Source organism: Cellulosimicrobium sp. 4261 (genome assembly GCF_040546915.1).
Classification (GTDB): domain Bacteria; phylum Actinomycetota; class Actinomycetes; order Actinomycetales; family Cellulomonadaceae; genus Cellulosimicrobium; species Cellulosimicrobium cinnabarinum.
Genome location: NZ_JBEPOQ010000003.1, coordinates 45,522 through 63,363 on the forward strand (window position 1 = coordinate 45,522; position 17,842 = coordinate 63,363).

9 protein-coding genes are annotated in these 17,842 nt (G+C 75.0%); all 9 read left to right on the forward strand.

The genetic code is table 11. From position 1 onward, the window contains the following. Nucleotides 1–144: 144 nt before the first annotated feature. The 9 genes from ABIE39_RS04790 to ABIE39_RS04830 all read left to right on the forward strand — a co-directional run bounded on the left by ABIE39_RS04790 (nt 145) and on the right by ABIE39_RS04830 (nt 17,779). Nucleotides 145–6,159 (forward strand): Ig-like domain-containing protein, encoded by a 6,015-nt coding sequence (locus tag ABIE39_RS04790; RefSeq protein WP_354050660.1) that lies wholly within the window; start codon nt 145–147, stop codon nt 6,157–6,159. A 47-nt stretch (nt 6,160–6,206) separates the two neighbouring features. Then, on the forward strand, nt 6,207–7,181 hold the full coding sequence (locus tag ABIE39_RS04795; protein ID WP_186810340.1) for an AAA family ATPase: 975 nt from the start codon (nt 6,207–6,209) through the stop codon (nt 7,179–7,181). Between the two features lie 83 nt (nt 7,182–7,264). After that, a complete protein-coding gene (locus tag ABIE39_RS04800; RefSeq protein ID WP_354050662.1) occupies nt 7,265–8,608 on the forward strand; it encodes a DUF58 domain-containing protein in 1,344 nt (447 codons plus the stop codon). After that, the gene (locus ABIE39_RS04805; RefSeq protein ID WP_354050664.1) at nt 8,608–11,109 is read left to right on the forward strand and encodes a transglutaminase-like domain-containing protein; all 2,502 of its coding nucleotides are present in this window, start codon (nt 8,608–8,610) and stop codon (nt 11,107–11,109) included. Before ABIE39_RS04800 ends, ABIE39_RS04805 begins: the two co-directional genes overlap by 1 nt. Further along, nucleotides 11,106–12,722, forward strand: a complete 1,617-nt coding sequence (locus ABIE39_RS04810; RefSeq protein WP_354050666.1) for an RDD family protein — start codon at nt 11,106–11,108, stop codon at nt 12,720–12,722. Before ABIE39_RS04805 ends, ABIE39_RS04810 begins: the two co-directional genes overlap by 4 nt. Beyond that, nucleotides 12,719–13,576: a protein phosphatase 2C domain-containing protein gene (locus ABIE39_RS04815; protein WP_175007813.1), complete on the forward strand. Its 858-nt coding sequence runs from the start codon at nt 12,719–12,721 to the stop codon at nt 13,574–13,576. The genes ABIE39_RS04810 and ABIE39_RS04815 overlap by 4 nt, the downstream gene beginning before the upstream one ends. After that, the gene (locus ABIE39_RS04820) at nt 13,573–15,291 is read left to right on the forward strand and encodes an FHA domain-containing protein (protein ID WP_209827092.1); all 1,719 of its coding nucleotides are present in this window, start codon (nt 13,573–13,575) and stop codon (nt 15,289–15,291) included. The genes ABIE39_RS04815 and ABIE39_RS04820 overlap by 4 nt, the downstream gene beginning before the upstream one ends. Further along, nucleotides 15,288–17,081 (forward strand): protein kinase domain-containing protein, encoded by a 1,794-nt coding sequence (locus ABIE39_RS04825; protein ID WP_354050668.1) that lies wholly within the window; start codon nt 15,288–15,290, stop codon nt 17,079–17,081. Before ABIE39_RS04820 ends, ABIE39_RS04825 begins: the two co-directional genes overlap by 4 nt. After that, on the forward strand, nt 17,078–17,779 hold the full coding sequence (locus tag ABIE39_RS04830) for a hypothetical protein (protein ID WP_043654136.1): 702 nt from the start codon (nt 17,078–17,080) through the stop codon (nt 17,777–17,779). The genes ABIE39_RS04825 and ABIE39_RS04830 overlap by 4 nt, the downstream gene beginning before the upstream one ends. Nucleotides 17,780–17,842: the final 63 nt, after the last annotated feature.

The window sequence follows — 17,842 nt, forward strand, 5'->3', positions numbered from 1 at the left end:
CGGTTGCGCGATCGGTGGGGCCGCCTGGGAAGTGCGAGATCGAGGGGGCCGGCGAAGGGGACCGATCGCCTCCCGATCCGGCTCCTCGGAGGACTTGTGGGTTTCCTGGCGCGCCTGCGTGAGCATCGTCGTACCGTCGCGTCGGTGAGCACCGTGTCGGTGTTCTCCACCGCGCTGGTGGGGCTCGCGCTGTTCACCGAGGGCGAGGCCACGGCGGACGTGGACCTCAACGACTCGGGCGTGTGGGTGACGAAGACGTCGGCCGGCCTGGTGGGGCGGTTCAACTACGAGTCCCAGGCGATGGACGGGACGCTCAACGCGGGCAGCGCGTCGTTCGACGTGCAGCAGAACGCGGGCCGCGTGCTCCTCGAGGACGCGGGCACCGGGACCGCCTCGCCCGTGGACGTCGCCCATCTCAAGCTCGACGGCCAGGTGCGCCTCCCGGCGGGGGCGCAGGTCGCGTCCGGGGGCGCGACGACCGCGATCCTCGACGGCGAGGAGGGCCTGCTCTGGGTCCTGCCGTTCGACGGCGCGACGTCGTTCGACGCCGAGGAGCTGGACCCCACGGTCGAGGTCGAGGGCGACGGGGACGTCGTCGTCGCGCAGGACGGTACGGTCTTCGTCGCGGTCCCGTCGACGGGGACGCTGTGGACCGTCCGCACGACGGCGCGCGGCGCGGTCTCGGGGGAGCCCGCGTCCACCACGCTGCCCGTGGGGACGGGTGCCGAGGTCGAGGTGACCGCGGTCGGCGACGAGCCGGTCGTGCTGGACCGCTCCGCGTCGCAGCTCGTGCTGCCCGGCGGCAAGGCGGTGGCGCTCGACGACGGCGCGGAGGCGCGGCTGCAGCAGCCCTCGGCGGCGTCCGACGACGTGGTGGTCGCGACGTCGCGCGGCCTGGTCACGCAGCCGCTCGGCGGCGGCGACGCGGTCCGCCGCGCGGCCGAGGGGCGACCGGCGGCGCCCGTGCAGCTCGGGTCGTGCACGTACGGGGCGTGGGCCTCGACCGGCCAGGTGGTCCGTGACTGCGAGGGCACCGACCGTGACCTGGACACCCGCCTGGAGGGGATCGACCCGCAGGCGCGCCTGGAGTACCGGGTGAACCGGCAGGTGATCGTGCTGAACGACCTGTCGGCGGGGACGTTGTGGATGGCGGCGGACGAGTACCAGAAGGTCGACGACTGGGACGTGCAGATGCCGGAGGAGGCTGAGGGTGAGGAGGCCGACGCGGAGCTGACGAACCCGGAGCAGGTGGACCAGTTCATCGCGGACCGGTCCCAGCCGAACCGGCCGCCGCAGCCGAAGGACGACGCGTTCGGGGTGCGTCCGGGGCGCACGACGATCCTGCCGGTGCTGGGCAACGACGTGGACCCGGACGGGGACGTGATGACGGCGTCGCTGGCCGGGGACTCGCCGTCGAACGCGACGGTGCAGGCCATCATGGGCGGTGCCGCGCTGCAGGCCGTCGTGCCCGAGGACGCGACCGGGGAGGGCTCGTTCCGGTACGCCGTCTCCGACGGCCGCGGCGGGACCGCGGAGGCCTCGGTGTCGCTGCGCGTCTCGCCCTGGGGCGAGAACGCGCCGCCGGAGCAGACGGGCGACCCCGTGGTCCGGGTGGAGCAGGGCGGGACGGCGTCGATCAAGGTGCTGCCGTACTTCAAGGACCCGGACGGCGACGACCTCTACCTCGCCTCGGCGGCCGCGACGGTCGCGGGCGACGACGTGCGCTCGCGCCCCGACGGCACGGTCGAGCTGCGCGACGGCGGCGGCTCGACGGGTCGCAAGATCGTCACGGTCACCGTGGCGGACGGCCAGGGCGGCGTGTTCGAGGGCAAGCTGCTGGTCGACGTGGTGCCGGGTCCGCAGCCGCCGGTCGCGGTGAGCGACCACGTGGTGGTGCCGGCGGGGCAGCCGGTGACGGTGGAGCCGTTGCGCAACGACACCGACCCGAACGGGGACGAGCTGCGGCTGGCGTCGGTGTCGGAGTCCGCGCCGGCGCAGATCACGCCGAACTACGACGCGGGCACGTTCACGTTCCTCTCGATGGAGCCGCGCTCCTACGACCTGACGTACCAGGTGACCGACGGCCCGAACGCGACGACGGGCCTGGTCCGGGTCGACGTCCTGCCGCCGTCGGCGGCCGAGGGCGCCCCGATCGTCGTCACCGACACGGCACTGCTGCCCACCGGCGGCTCGACCCTGGTCGACGTGCTCGCGAACGACACCGACCCGGCGGGCGGCGTCCTGGTGGTCCAGTCGGTCTCGGTCCCGGCGGACGCGGGCGTCTCGGTGGCCGTCCTCGGGCACCAGATGCTCCGCGTCACGGAGCTGCGGCGGCTCGACGGCCCCGTCAGCATCGCCTACACCGTGTCGAACGGCACGGAGTCGGCCGTGGGCGAGGTGCGGGTGGTGCCGGTGCCGGCGCCGACGCGGTTGCAGCCGCCGAACGCGGTGGCGGACGAGGTGACGGTGCACGCCGGGGACGTGGTGACGGTCCCGGTGCTGAAGAACGACACGCACCCGGACGGGTTGGAGCTGTTCCTGCAGCCCGAGCTGGAGCAGGACGTGGACCCGGCGCTGGGTGAGGCGTTCGTCTCGGAGGACACGCTGCGGTTCAAGGCGGGCCCGGAGGCGGGCACGGCGTACGCGATCTACCGGGTGCGTGACGCGAACGGGCAGGAGGACTCGGCCCAGGTCACGATCCGGATCCGTGACGGGGAGGACAACGCCCCGCCGCAGCCGCGCGAGATCGAGGCCCGGGTGCTGTCCGGGTCCAGCGTGCGCATCGCCGTCCCCCTGGACGGCATCGACCCCGACGGCGACTCCGTCCAGGTGACGGGGGTGGCGGCGCCGCCCGCGAAGGGGTCCGCGAGCGTCGTCGAGGGCTTCCTCGAGTACGTGGCCGCCAAGAACGCGACCGGTCTCGACACCTTCACGTACACGGTCCTGGACGCCCGCGGGGCGACGGCGACCGGGACCGTGCGGGTGGGGATCGCGCGGCCGGGCGAGAGCAACCAGTCGCCGGTCGCGGTGGACGACGAGGTGACGGTGCGTCCGGGGCGCACGGTCTCGGTCGCGGCGCTGGCCAACGACACCGACCCCGACGGCGACCAGGTCGGCCTGGTCCCGGGCGGGATCGAGGACACCCACGACCTGGACGCCGAGGTCGTGGCCGACCGCATCGTGCTGACCTCGCCCGACCAGGACGGCTCGTACACGTTCTACTACCAGATCCAGGACACCTACGGCGCCCGCGCGACCGGCGCGGTCACCGTGAACGTCTCGGCGAACGCGCCCCTGCTGCCCCCGGTCGCGCGCGACGACACCGTGCCCGTGGAGGACATCCTGGGCAAGACCGAGGTCACCGTCCCCGTCCTGGACAACGACGAGGACCCCGACGGCGCCGCGAGCGAGCTCACCGTCACCACCGACGCGAGCACCGCGAGCGTCACCCCCGACGGCGAGCTCACCGTCACCCTCACCGAGGGCCGCCAGGTCATCACCTACACGGCGACCGACATCGACGGCCTGACCGCCAAGGCCTTCGTCAAGGTCCCCGGCCTCACCGACCAGAAGCCCACGCTGCGTCCGGGCACGCAGCTCGAGGTGCTGGCGGGGGAGTCGCTCCCCATCGACCTCACCGAGCACGTGCTCGTCGTCGAGGGCCGCTCCCCGCGGCTGACGACCGAGGACAAGGTCAAGGTCACCGAGGGGGACCGGCAGGTCCCGTCCGTGACCGAGATCGTGTACACGCCGGACGCGGACTACACCGGCCCGGCGTCGGTGTCGTTCGAGGTGACGGACGGGTCGGGCCCGGACGACCCGGAGGGTCGGACGAACGTCCTGACGATCCCCGTGCAGGTGCTCCCGCCGGAGAACCTGCCGCCGGAGCTGTCGACCCCGACGCTCGACGTCGCGGCGGGCGAGGAGGCCTCGATCGACCTCGCGCGCTTCGCGACCGACCCCGACGGCGACCCCCTGACGTTCCGGGCCACCGGCCAGGCCCAGGGCGTGACCGTGTCCGTCGAGGGCACCACGCTGCGCGCCCAGGCGACCCCGGACGTGCCCAAGGGCTCGGTCGTGCAGGTCCCGATCACCGTCACCGACGGCGAGCACCCCCCGGTCGAGGGCACCGCGACCCTGACCGTCGTGGCTTCCACCCGGCCCCTGGCCCGCGCCAACCCCGACACCGTCGACGACGCCCACCAGGGCAAGGCCGTCACCGTGCCCGTCCTGGCCAACGACTCCAACCCGTTCCCCGACACGCCGCTGACCCTCGTCGACGCCGTGGTGGAGACGGGCCAGGGGACCGCCTCCGTCGCGGGCGACCAGGTCTCCGTCACGCCGCGCGACGACTTCGTCGGGGTCATGGTGGTCCGGTACCGGATCCAGGACGCGACGAAGGACCCCGACCGCGAGGTCGAGGGCCGCGTGCAGCTCAAGGTCCTGGGCAAGCCCGAGGCGCCCGCGACCCCGCAGGTCCTCGAGGTCCGCTCCAAGACCGTCGTGCTCACCTGGGACCCGCCGAACAACAACGGCGCCGACATCACCGGCTACACCGTGCGCTCCCAGAACGGCTACGAGAAGGCCTGCGGCACCACCACCTGCACCCTGGACGGCCTGACCAACAACGTCGAGTACACCTTCACCGTCTACGCGACCAACGCCGTCGGCGACGGACCCGCCTCCCCGGCCTCCGCCGTCGCCCGACCCGACGAGAAGCCCGACCCGCCCGCCGCACCCACCCTCGAGTTCGGCGACACGTCCCTCACCGTCACCTGGACCAACAAGACCTACACCGACCGCTCGCCGATCCAGGCCGTCAACCTCGAGATCTCGCCCGCGCCTCCGGGCGGAGCCGTGCAGAAGACGGCCCTGACCGGGACGTCGGTGACGTGGGACGGCCTGCAGAACGGCGTCGCCTACAAGGTGCGTGCCCAGGCCGTGAACCTCGCCCCCGACCCCTCGGACTGGGGTGACTACTCGGCGGCCGAGACGCCGGCGGGCAAGCCGGCAGCGCCGGCCAAGCCGGCGGTGCAGCGCACCTCGATCGGCGACACGTCGCAGATGCAGGTCTCGTGGGGCGCCCCGGACGGCAACGGCGCCCCGCTCACGCGGTACACGATCGAGGCGCTGCGGGGCGGGAGCGTCGTGCAGACCGCGACCGCCGACGGCGGCGCGACGTCCACCACGATCGGCGTCCCGGCGGACACGACCGGGTACGCGTTCCGCGTGCGTGCGCACAACAAGGCGACGGACAAGCTCGGCGACGCCGAGTTCTCGCCCGCGTCCGACCCGGTGCGCGCGTTCGCGAAGCCTGGAGCGGTGTCGAACCTCAGCGCCGACGCCAACGGCGCGAACGGCGAGATCCAGCTGTCGTTCGGCGCGGCGTCGGGCAACGGCGTGCGGGCCGACGAGATCACCTACCAGTACGACGCCGGCGGCGGCTGGCAGGCGCTCGGCGCGAACAAGGTCGTCGGCGGCCTGTCGAACGGCAAGCCGTACCGGATCGCGGTACGCGCGGTCGCGGGTGTCGACGGCGCGCGTGAGCCGGGGGCGGCGGCGACGGCGAACGAGGAGTCGCCCTACGGGCCCATCCCGGCGCCGGAGGTGTCGATGAACGGCGGCGACCGCTCGATCACGTACAGCTGGTCGACCGCGGGCAACGGGCGGGACTACTCCGTGCAGGTGCGCGGCGCCGTCCAGTCGAACCAGAAGCAGGGATCCGGGAGCCTCTCGGTGGGCTACTCCGAGACGCGCGAGATCTGCGTCCGGGTCATCCCGACGGAGGGCGCCGCGAAGGAGACGTGCAGGTCGGCGACGTCCGACAAGAAGCCCGAGCCCGTCCTCACGGTGAGCAAGGGGAGCAACCACAAGCTCCCTGACGGCAAGTGGCCGGGGTACTGCAGCCACTCGTCGTGCGCCGAGCTCTACCTCACCATCAAGGACGGTCCGGCCAACACCGCGTTCCGGGTGACGTGCTACGGCGGCGGGTCGCAGATCGGCTCCGGCAACTACAGTCGCGACGCCCAGGGCCGCGCCCTGCAGACGGACGGGAACGGGAACTACTCCGGCGGCCAGCAGTGCGTCTACGGCCAGCCGGGCGGCTCGGCGCGGATCGAGACGACCATCGGGAGCACGAACACCATGACGTGGTACTAGCGCGGACCGCGCCCCACCTCGGACAGCACAGCGAACGGAAGCGACGAATGACCACCATGACCCCCGAGCAGGCCACCTGGTTCGCTCAGACCTTCGACCGCCTCGTCGGCAACGTGGGCCAGGCCGTCCTGGGCAAGGCGCACGTGGTGCGCCTGACCCTGACGTGCATGCTCTCCGAGGGCCACATCCTCCTCGAGGACGCGCCCGGCACCGGCAAGACCTCGCTCGCGCGTGCCCTCGCCGCGAGCGTCCAGGGCACGAACAACCGCATCCAGTTCACCCCGGACCTCCTGCCGTCCGACGTGACGGGCGTGACGATCTACGACCAGAAGACGGGGAAGTTCGAGTTCCACCAGGGCCCGATCTTCGCGTCCATCGTCCTCGCGGACGAGATCAACCGCGCCTCGCCCAAGACGCAGTCCGCGCTCCTCGAGGTCATGGAGGAGGGCCGGGTCACTGTCGACGGCGTCGGCCACGAGGTCGGCCGCCCGTTCATGGTCATCGCGACGCAGAACCCCATCGAGCAGGCCGGGACGTACCGCCTGCCCGAGGCGCAGCTCGACCGCTTCCTCATGAAGGCGTCGATCGGCTACCCGGACCACGCCTCGACGGTCGAGATCCTCTCCGGCGCGTCGGTCCGCGACCGGAGCAAGACGCTCCAGCCGCTCATCACGACGCAGGCCGTGACGGAGATGGCCGAGCTCGGCGCGCGCGTGCACGTCGACGGCGCGGTGCTCGAGTACGTCTCGCGGCTCGCCGAGGAGACGCGCAACGCGCCGGAGGTGCGCGTCGGCGTCTCCGTCCGTGGTGCGCTCGCCCTCGTGCGCTGCGCGAAGGTGTGGGCCGCCGCGCACGGGCGCAACTACGTCCTGCCGGACGACGTCAAGGAGCTGGCGCAGCCGACGTGGGCGCACCGCCTCGTGCTCGACCCCGAGGCCGAGTTCGCGGGCGCGTCGAACGAGGCCGTGCTCGGCCGCCTGCTCGCCGACGTCGCGGCGCCGCAGGAGCGCCGCAGCGCCTGAGGCGACCGGCGTCCCGCACGCCGGCCGCACGCCGTCCCGCCGCCGGCGGATCCACGGCCCCGCACCGACCGAGAGCTCATGCCATGAACGCCACCCCCGGCCCGACCAGCGGTCGCCCGAGCGCCCGCTCCGGCCGCACCGCCAGCGGCGGCCGCCCGGGCGCACCCCGCGCGGGGTCCGCCCTCGCCGGGCTGCTCCGCCCCCTGGCCGCACCCCTCGCGCGGGTCACCGCGCCGGTCGGGCGTGCGCTCGCGCCCGCCGCGCGAACGGTCCGGCCCGTGACGTCCGCCGTCAGCCCGTTCGGCTGGGCCGCGCTCGTCGTCACGGTCGCGTGCTGGTGGGCGGGGCTGGCGCTGTCGTGGCTCGAGCTGCTCGTCGTGGCGGTCCTGCTCACGGTCGCGCTGCTCGCGGCCGTGGCGTTCGTCCTGGGGCGCTTCCGGTACGCCGTCGTGCTCGACCTCGCGCAGCAGCGGGTCACGGTGGGGGACCGCGCGGTCGGCCGGCTCGACGTCCGCAACGACTCGGCCCGCCCGCTGCTCCCGTCGGTCATGGAGCTGCCCGTGGGGCAGGGCATGGCGACGTTCCCCGTGCCGCGCCTGCGTCCGCAGGGGAGCCACGAGGAGATCTTCACCGTGCCGACCCACCGGCGGTCGGTCATCTCCGTCGGACCGGTGCGCTCGGTGCGGGCCGACCCGCTCGGGCTCCTGCGCCGCGAGGTCGTGTGGACCGAGCCGGAGGAGCTCTTCGTCCACCCGCGGGTCAAGAACCTGTCCGGCTCGTCGACCGGCTTCCTCAAGGACCTCGAGGGCCGCGTGACCACCGACATCTCGAACTCCGACGTGTCGTTCCACGCGCTGCGCGACTACGTGCCCGGCGACGACCGCCGCCACATCCACTGGAAGACGACGGCCCGCACGGGTCAGCTCATGGTCCGCCAGTTCGAGGAGACGCGGCGCTCGCACCTCGCGGTGCTGCTCTCGACGCGGGCCGAGGACTACGCGCACGACGACGAGTTCGAGCTCGCCGTGAGCGCGTGCGGGTCGCTCGGGCTCCAGGCGATCAAGGAGGACCGCGGCGTCACCGTCCTCGTCAACGACGGCACCCTGCGTGGCGACCACCGCACGCGCCTCCTCGACGACCTCGCGCGCGTGGAGACGCAGTCGCAGCGGACGTCGCTCGTCGACGTCGCGCGCGTCGCGGGCCTGACGATCACGGACGCGTCGGTCGTGGCGTTCATCGTCGGGAGCCGGGTCACCCCGACGGAGCTCCGCGCGGCGTCGGCGCGCCTGCCGCAGGACGTGCGCGTCATGGCGATCCAGTGCGTGCCCGGCGCGTCCCTCAGCCGGCACGCCATCGCGGAGCTCGTCGTCCTCACCATCGGCGAGCTCGGCGAGCTCCCCCTCGCCCTGCGGAGGCTGAACGACTGATGAGCGCTCCCAGCACCACGACGCGCGGCTCGCGCCGCGCCACGCCGGTCGGCACCCCGGCGCCCTCGTCCGGCACGTCGCAGCGGAACACCACCCGGCTGCGGGGCGCCGACACCCCGCGCGCCCTCACGGCGCTCGGCGCCGTCGACGCGCTCGCGCTCGTCCTCGTCCTCGGCGCCACGGTCGTCGGGTTCGGCCCCGTCTGGGGGTCCTCGGGCTACCTGCTCCCCGCGGCGGGGGGCGCCGTCGTCGGTCTCGGGGTCGCGTGGCTCGGCGCCTGGCGGCGCTGGGCGGCCTACACCGTGCTCCCGGTCGCGGTCCTCGCGTACCTCCTCCTGGGCGGCGTGCTCGCCCTGCCCGCCGACGCGATCGGCGGCGTGCTCCCGTCGCTCGCGACGATCTCCGACCTCGCGCGGGGGGCGGTGACGGGCTGGAAGGAGTTCGTCACGACGGTCCCGCCGCTGCACTCGTTCCCGCACCTCGCCGTCGTCCCGTATCTCCTCATGCTCGTCACGGGGCTCCTCGCGGGCACGATCGCGTGGCGCGCGCGCCGTGCCGCGTGGGCGCTCGTGCCGGTGGCCGTCGCGTTCGTGGCGGTCATCCTGCTCGGGACCGTCATCGCGGCGTACCCGGTCGTGCAGGGCCTCGTCCTCGGCGGGGTCGGCCTGCTCTGGGCGGGGTGGCGCGTCACCGCCGCGCGCCTCGGCGCGCACCAGATCACCACGGAGGCGAGCCGCGCTGCGACGCGGCGCCTGTGGTGGCACCGCGTGCGCACGGGCGCCGCGATGCTCGTCGTCGGCGGCGTCGCGGCGGCCTTCGCGGCCCCGGCGCTCCTGCCCGACGACCCGCGCACGGTCTTGCGCGAGACGGTCGTCCCGCCGCTCGACCTGCACCAGTACGTCAGCCCGCTCACGGCGTTCCGCAAGTACGCCAAGGACATGCGCGAGGACGAGCTGTTCACCGTGCGGGGCCTGCCCCCGGGCGCGAAGGTCCGCCTCGCCGCGCTCGACACGTACAACGGCGTCGTCTACGACGTCTCGAGCGGGCTGCCCGGCTCGGGCGTCTACACGCGTGCCGGCCAGGAGATCGCGACGGTCGCGCCCGGCACGCCGACGCGCCTCGACGTCCAGGTCGGCGACTACACCGGGGTGTGGGTGCCCGACGCCGGCCAGCTCGCGGGCATCACCTACACCGGCGAGCGGGCGCGCGAGCTCGGCGACACGACGTACTACAACGCGACGACCGGCACGGCCCTGTCGACCGCCGGGCTGCGCCCGGGCGACACCTACACGCTCGACACGCTCGTCACGGCCGAGCCGACCGAGGACGACCTCCGCGCGGGGGCGATCGACCAGTCCGTGCAGGTCCCCACCCCGCCGAAGGGCGTGCTGCCCGCGTCGCTCGCGGGCAAGGCCGCGCAGTTCATGGGCGAGGAGACCGAGCCGGTCGACCAGCTCTTCGCGCTGCGCGACGGCCTCGTCGCGAGCGGCATCTTCTCGAGCGGGCTCGACACGCAGCCGCCGTCGCGACCGGGCCACTCGGCGGAACGGATCGACACGCTGCTCGCCGACGAGGAGATGGTGGGCGACGACGAGCAGTTCGCCGTCGCGCTCGCCCTCATGGCCAACCAGGCAGGCATCCCCGCGCGGGTCGTCATGGGCTTCTACCCCGACCTGGAGAAGAACCCGCTCGAGCCGGGCGAGCCGTACACCGCGACCGGGACCGACGTGCACGCGTGGGCCGAGGTGCCGTTCGTCGGGCACGGCTGGGTGCCGATCACGGCGATCCCGGACGAGGACAACAAGATCCAGCCGGAGCCGAAGAGCCTCCAGGTGCCCAAGCCCCCGATCCTCGAGGACCCGGAGCCGCCGGAGGAGCCCGCCGAGGCCGAGGCCGGGAAGATCGACGACGAGGAGAAGGAGAAGGCCGACAGCGACGGGTTCGACTGGGGCCAGGCCGTCCTCATCGGCGTCGCCGTGGTCGTGCCCCTCGCGCTGCTCGCGCTGCCGATCGTGCTCGTGCTCGCCTACAAGGCGCGGCGCCGGGCCCGGCGCCGCACCGCGGAACGGCCCGTCGACCGCGTGAGCGGCGGCTGGCGCGAGGTGCTCGACGCCGCGACCGATCTCGGGACGCCCGTCCCCGCCGGCTCGACACGCCGCGAGGGCGCGGGGGTGCTCGCGCAGGCGTACGGCGCCACGGCGACCATCCCGCTCGCGCACCGCGCGGACGCGACCGTCTTCGGCACCGGGGAGCCGACGGAGCAGGAGATCGAGGCGTTCTGGGCGGACGTCGACTCCGTCGTCGGAGGGCTACGCTCCTCCGTGAACCGTCGCGCTCGCGTGCGTGCCGCGCTCTCGCTGCGGTCCGTGCGCGCGGGCGGCGGTTCCGCGGGCCTGCGCCGGTGGCTGCCCGGCCGCCGCGCCGGCGCGCGGGGTGGCGCCGTGCCGCCGGCGGCAGGGTCGTCGTCGGGGCCGTCGAGACGACAGGGAGACGAGTCATGAGCGACGTGACGTGCCCCGCCTGCGGGTCCGCGCAGTCCCCGGGGGCCGCGTTCTGCGCGGTGTGCGGGCAGCCCTTCCCGCGGACGGGCCGGCCCGTCGCCGCACCGTCGTCCGGCCCGGTCGGCGGGGTCCAGGCCGTCGCCGGCCGCGGGGGCCCCGGTGGCCCGGACCTGCCGTACGCCGCCGTCGCGCACGCGACCCCGGACACGACGACCGAGCCCGAGGTCTACGCGGCGACGCAGAAGGCCTTCGCCCCGGTCTCGTCCGGGGCGTCGCCGTCGTCCCTCGCGGCCGCGCCGTTCGCGGGGACCGGGCGCCGCTTCCTCGCGTACGTCGTCGACGTGGCCGTGCCGTCCGTCGTGGCGCTCGTGGTGCTCGTGGCCGGCCTCGCGATCGTGGGCGCGCCGCTGGGCAGCGTGCAGACGGTGACCCAGGACGAGGCCGCCGCGCTGCTCGGCAAGATCCTCGTCGTCTACGTGGCGGCCGCGGTGCTCGCGCTCGCGTGGTGGGTCGGGGTGTGGTTCTGGGAGGGCTCGACGGGCAAGACGCTCGGCAACCTCGCGACCGGCGTCCGCACGGTGGACGCGGGGACGCGCGGTCCGGTCGGGTTCGGGCGCGCGGCGCTGCGCTGGATCATCGTCGGGGTCGTGCCGCTGGGCGGGATCCTCGTCGTGCTGCTCAGCCCGCGCTTCGACTCCTCGGGCCGGTCGCAGGGCTGGCACGACAAGGCGGGCCGGTCGCTCGTGCTCGACGTGCGCGGCGTCGCCCCCGCGTCCTCGGGGTACGACGGCGTCGCCTCGCTCGTGGAGCGCGGCCCGGCGGCGTACGGCGCCCCGGCCGGGTATCCCGCCGCCCCGGGCGGCCACACGGCGTCGTACCCGGTGCCCGACGCCGGGCGCCCGCCCGCCCCGTCGGCCGCGACCCCCGCCGCGTCGTTCGCGCCGCCGCCGTCTGCCGCCTCGCCCGCCCGTCCCGACGAGGCGGCAGGGGCGGTGCCGACGGCGTCCGCCCCCGTGCCGGACCCGTGGGCCTTCCCGTCCACGCCCGCGCCCGCCGAGGGCGGCCTCATCACGGGCGTCCCCGGCGTCGGGGGCGGTGCCTCCGCCCCGCCGCCCGCACCCGACGCGCCCCCACCTGCCCCCGCACCGACGCCCGCCCCGGCGCCCGCGCCCGCCCCGGCGGCTGCCGCCGCACCGGCGGCCCCCGAGGCGGCCGAGCCCGAGTGGGACAGCACCCGGATGTCCGCGCGCGACGTGCGCGCGATGGACCCCGCGCCGGACGTGGCCGTCGTCCTCGAGCTCGAGTCGGGGGAGCGGCGCACCGTCGACCGTCCGACCCTCGTCGGCCGCAACCCGCAGGCGCCCGACGACGGCCCGTGGACGCTCGTCGCGGTCGACGACCCGACGCGCTCCGTCTCCAAGACGCACGCCGAGCTGCGCGTCGACCCGAGCGGCCTGTGGCTCACCGACCGCGGCTCGACGAACGGCACCGTCGTCTCGGTGCCCGGATCACCGCCCCGTGTCGCCGAGCCCGGGACACGCGTGCGCGTCCCCGTCGGCGCGACCATCCACGTGGGCGACCGTCGCCTCGTCGTCCACCCGGGAGTCTCGTGACCACCGACCAGCCCGCCGAGGTGCACCTGGCCTGGGGCGCGGCGTCGCACCGTGGCGCCCGCCGCCTCCTCAACGAGGACCGCTTCCTCGCCGCGCGCTCCGTGTTCTTCGTCGCCGACGGCATGGGCGGGCACGAGGCGGGCGAGGTCGCGAGCGCGACGGCCGTCGAGGCCCTGCGCCCGCTCGCCGACCTCGAGGTCGTCACGCCCGAGGAGGTGCGGACCCGGATCGCGGTCGCGCAGGAGAACGTGCAGGCGATCGTCACCGAGCCGGGCCGCGGCGCCGGCACGACCGTCACGGGCGTCGTCGTCTCCGAGCAGGACGGCAACCCGTACTGGCTCGTCGTCAACGTCGGCGACTCGCGGACCTACCACCTGGCGGGCGGTCGGCTGGAGCAGGTGAGCGTGGACCACTCGGAGGTGCAGGAGATGGTCGACGCCGGTCTCCTCACCCCGACCGAGGCGCTCACGCACCCGCGGCGGCACGTCGTCACGCGCGCGCTCGGCTCGCGCAACGCCCCGCAGGCCGACTTCTGGTACCTGCCCATCGAGCGGCACGACCGCGTGCTCGTCTGCTCCGACGGCCTCACCGGCGAGCTGTCCGACGAGCGGATCGCGGAGGTCCTCCTCGCCACGCCGGACCCGCAGGCCGCCGCCGAGCGGCTGGTCCACGAGGCCATCGCCGCCGGTGGCCGGGATAACATCACAGTCGTCGTCGTCGACGCGACGGGCGTGTCCGACGACACGAGCGGCGGGAGCACGACACCGCGGGACCAGGCGGGGGCGCCGGGTCCGGTCGTCGACGAGGACACGCTGCCCAGGGATGTTCGTCTGCAGATCGGGGGTCTGACGTGACGCTGCGCTACGTCACCGGAACGGCACGCACCGTGGTGCGCGGGGGCGCGGTCGTCGTGCTGCCCGCACCGGTGGAGCCCTCGCTCGTCGAGCAGGTGTGGGACCAGCTCGGCACCGACGCGGGCGTCGTCGAGGTCCTCCAGGTCCTCACGGGCGCGTTCGGGTCGAGCCTGCGCACGGTGCCCCCGTTCGTCGTCGCGGTCGTCACCGGCCGCCGCGTCCACGTGGCCGCGCGCGGCCGCCTCTCCGTCACGCTCGAGCTCGACGGCGGCGACCGCGTCCAGGTCGAGGGCGAGGGCGTCACCACCTGGTCGGAGCGGGTCCTGGACGACGTCGTCGAGCTGCTCGTCCAGGCCGACGCGGGCGTCGTGCCCGTCGAGCCCGCCCCGCCCGGCGGGCCGCTCCTCGGGGATGCGCTCTCCGTGCCGCTCGAGTCGGGCGTGGTGCTCGCGGCCGCGGTCGCGTGGCCGCTCGTCGAGCGGCCGGAGCAGCCCGCCGCGACCGGCAGCGAGGACCGGGGCAGCGACGACCTCGGTCCCGACGCCGGAGCCGACGGCCGCCCGCTCGCCGCCCCGGAGACGGATGGGGCCGCCCGCCCCGAGCCGCTCGCGGGACCGGGCGCACACCACTCCGCCGCGGAGACCGCGACGCTCGCCGAGGCGCCCGCGGCGCCGTCGGCGACGACGGTCCTCGGCGGGCTCGGGGCGACGCTCCGGCTCCCGGAGGAGACGATCGCGCCGCAGCCCGACGCCGCCGAGCCGGCGCCCGTCGCGGAGCCGGCAGCGCCGGTCTCCGAGGCGCCGCCGGAGGAGGACGACGACTACGCCCACCTGTGGGGCTCCACCATCCTGCGGACCGTCGAGGACGCCGCGGTCCGCGCCGCGGAGGACGAGGAGACGGACGAGGCCGACGAGCCCGCGTCGTCCGCCCCGGTGCCGCCCGCGCCCCCGGCCGTCCCGGCCCCGCCGGCGGACGAGGCACCCGTGCCCGCCCCGCCGCCCGCGCCGGACGGCCTCATCGCCGGCGTCCCGCGCGAGTGGACGGGCGCGACGCCCGCCGCCGCGCACCGGGCGGCGACCGTCACGCCCGACGACGAGCCCGGGCAGGACGCGCCCGTCGCCGGTCTCGACCACGACGGCCACACCGTGCTCTCCTCGGCGATCGCCGACCTGCGCGCGGCGGCCCAGGAGCCGGTGGCCGACGACGCGCCCGCGCCGCCCCCTGTCCCGTCCTTCAGCCCGCCGCCCGCGCCCGGGCAGCAGCAGATCCTCGCGCGCACGTGCCCCGAGGGCCACGCGAACCCGCCGTCGCGCGACACGTGCGCCGTGTGCGACGCCCCGCTCGACGGCGACGCCGAGCTCGCCGTGCGCCCGCCGCTCGGCCGGGTCGTGGTGTCGACGGGCCAGACGCTCGAGCTCGACCGGCCCGTCGTCGTGGGCCGTCGCCCGCGCTCGCCGCGCACCCAGGCCGCGGAGCTGCCGCGCCTCGTCACGGTGCCGAGCCCGCAGCAGGACATCTCGCGCTCGCACCTGGAGATCACGCTCGAGGGCTGGCACGTCCTCGTCAGCGACATGGCGACGACGAACGGGACCACGCTCCTGCGCGGCGGCCAGCCGCCGCGGCGCCTGCACCCGTCCGAGCCGGTCCTCGTCGTCGACGGCGACGTCGCCGACCTGGGCGACGGCGTGACCCTGCGGTTCGAGGGGATCCGGTGAGCAGCAAGCGCGCACCGTCCCCACCACCGGAGATCCGCGGTTTCGAGTACGTCTCGCTCATCGGCTCGGGCGGGTTCTCGGACGTCTTCCTGTACCAGCAGCAGCGCCCGCGCCGCCGCGTCGCGGTGAAGGTCCTGCTGCACGAGTGGTCGAGCCACTCGCAGCGCGCGGCGTTCGACGCCGAGGCCGACCTCATGGCCACGCTCTCGACGCACCCGTCGATCGTCACGATGTACGAGGCGGACATCGCGGACGACGGCCGCCCGTACCTGGCGATGGAGTACTGCTCGCGGCCCAACCTCGGCGCGCGCTACCGCACCGAGCGGCTCCCCGTCGCGGAGGCGCTGCGCACGGCCGTCCAGATCGCCGGTGCCGTCGAGACGGCGCACCGCGCCGGGATCCTGCACCGCGACATCAAGCCCGCGAACATCCTCGTCACCGAGTACGGGCACCCCGCGCTCACGGACTTCGGCATCTCGTCCACGGTCGACGACGCGGCACGCGCCGAGGGCATGTCGATCCCGTGGTCACCGCCGGAGTCGTTCGCGGAGCCCCCGCGCAGCGGCATCGCGACGGACGTCTGGGCGCTCGCCGCGACGACGTACACGCTGCTCGCCGGGCGCACCCCGTTCGAGGTGCCCGGGGGGTCGAACTCGAGCGCGAACCTCATCTCGCGCATCGAGGGCTCGCCGCTGCCCCCGACGGGCCGCACCGACGTCCCCGCCTCGCTCGAGCGCGTGCTCGCGACGGCGATGGCGAAGAGCCCGGCGTCGCGCTACCCGACGGTCCTCGCGTTCGCGCGCGCCCTCCAGCAGGTGCAGAACGAGCTGTCGTACGCGGTGACGCCGATCGACCTGCTCGACGACTCGGGCCACGTCCAGGAGGAGGAGCCGGACGACGACGCCGGGACGCGCCTGCGCCAGGTCGTCTCGATCGACCCGTCCGGGACCGGGACGTCCGCTGGGCCCGTCGCGCCCGGCCGTCCGACGCAGCCGACGACCCCGCTGCACGCCGCCCCGCCCGGCGCGTGGCCGGGGCAGACCGTCGCCCCGGGCACCGCGCCCGGTCAGCCGGCGCCGTACCGCCCGCAGGTGCCGTACGCGCCCGCCGTGTGGGACCAGGGGCCGGCGGCGGGGACGTCCGGCACCGTGCCGACGACCGCCGTCGGGCAGGGTGGTGCGTCCGTCGCGGAGCTCACGGACCCGTCCCGGATGTACCCGGGAGCGCGGCGTCCCGGCGGTTGGGGGACCCCGCCGGTCGAGGACACCGTGCACCGGACCGCCGGGCCGGAGCAGGGGGCCGACGACGCGTCCCCGCAGGAGCAGCGCTCCGGGCGTGGTGCGCTCTGGGCGACGGTCGCGGGCGTCGTCGGCGTCGCGGTCGCCGTCGGGGGGTTCTTCCTCCTGCGCCCCGACGCGACGCCGGACGACACGGAGACCACCGCGGGCGGCGAGAGCTCGACCGCGCCCGACGACGACTTCGTCCCGTCGGACAACCTCGGCGACCTCGTGCCCCCGGTGAACGACCTCGTCGGCACCTACGACCCGGCGCGCGAGGTCGCGACGTTCACGTGGGCCTACGACTCGGACAAGGCGCTCGAGGACGACTCCTTCTGGTGGCGCAAGATCGACCCGATCGAGGAGACGCCGTTCAAGGAGAACTTCGACAAGACGTCGGTCGAGCTCCGGGCCAAGCCCGGCGAGCAGGTGTGCATCGAGGTCATCGTCGACCGGGACGGCAAGGTCTCGGCCGCGCCGCAGAAGACGTGCGTCACGGGGGAGGCGGCATGAGCGAGCTGGCGGTCGAGTTCTGCGGCGAGTGGTTCCGCCCGTCCACCGACGGCGACCCGTTCGACATCGGGCGCGACGGGGACCTCGCGATCGAGGACAACCCGTACCTGCACCGGCGCTTCCTGCGCATCGCGCACGAGGGGGGCATCTGGTGGCTCGCCAACGTGGGGTCGCTCATCTCCGCGACGGTGTGCGACTCGGGCGGCGGCGTCCAGTCGTGGCTCTCGCCGGGCAACCGCCTGCCCATCGTCTTCCCGACGACGTCGATCGTGTTCACCGCGGGGCCGACGACGTACGAGATCACCGCGCAGCTGCGCGGCGCGCCCTACCAGGAGATCCGCTCGGAGGACCCGGAGGCGGGCGGCGCGACGACGATCGGCATGATCACGTTCACGACGAGCCAGAAGCAGCTCATCGTGGCGCTCGCCGAGCCGATGCTGCGGCGCGACGGCACGGGCCTGTCGGAGATCCCGTCGTCCGCCGCGGCGGCGGCTCGCCTCGGCTGGGCGACGACGCGCTTCAACCGCAAGCTCGACAACGTGTGCGACAAGCTCGACCGGATCGGCGTCAAGGGCCTGCGCGGCGGGCCGGGCGCGCTCGCGACGAACCGCCGGGCGCGGCTCGTCGAGTACGCCGTGGCGTCGCGCCTCGTGACGGCGGCCGACCTGCCCCTGCTCGACCTGACCGACGACGGCTGAGCCCGCCCGCTCCTGCGAGCGCGCGCCGCGCGTTCCGGTCGGTCGCGCCCGTCGACCGCTCGC

What these genes read in the sequence shown, in the direction of transcription:
- ABIE39_RS04795 (WP_186810340.1), top strand. Translation starts at nt 6,207, where the DNA reads ATGACCACCATGACCCCCGAGCAGGCCACCTGGTTCGCTCAGACCTTC.
- ABIE39_RS04800 (WP_354050662.1), top strand. Translation starts at nt 7,265, where the DNA reads ATGAACGCCACCCCCGGCCCGACCAGCGGTCGCCCGAGCGCCCGCTCC.
- ABIE39_RS04805 (WP_354050664.1), top strand. Translation starts at nt 8,608, where the DNA reads ATGAGCGCTCCCAGCACCACGACGCGCGGCTCGCGCCGCGCCACGCCG.
- ABIE39_RS04810 (WP_354050666.1), top strand. Translation starts at nt 11,106, where the DNA reads ATGAGCGACGTGACGTGCCCCGCCTGCGGGTCCGCGCAGTCCCCGGGG.
- ABIE39_RS04830 (WP_043654136.1), top strand. Translation starts at nt 17,078, where the DNA reads ATGAGCGAGCTGGCGGTCGAGTTCTGCGGCGAGTGGTTCCGCCCGTCC.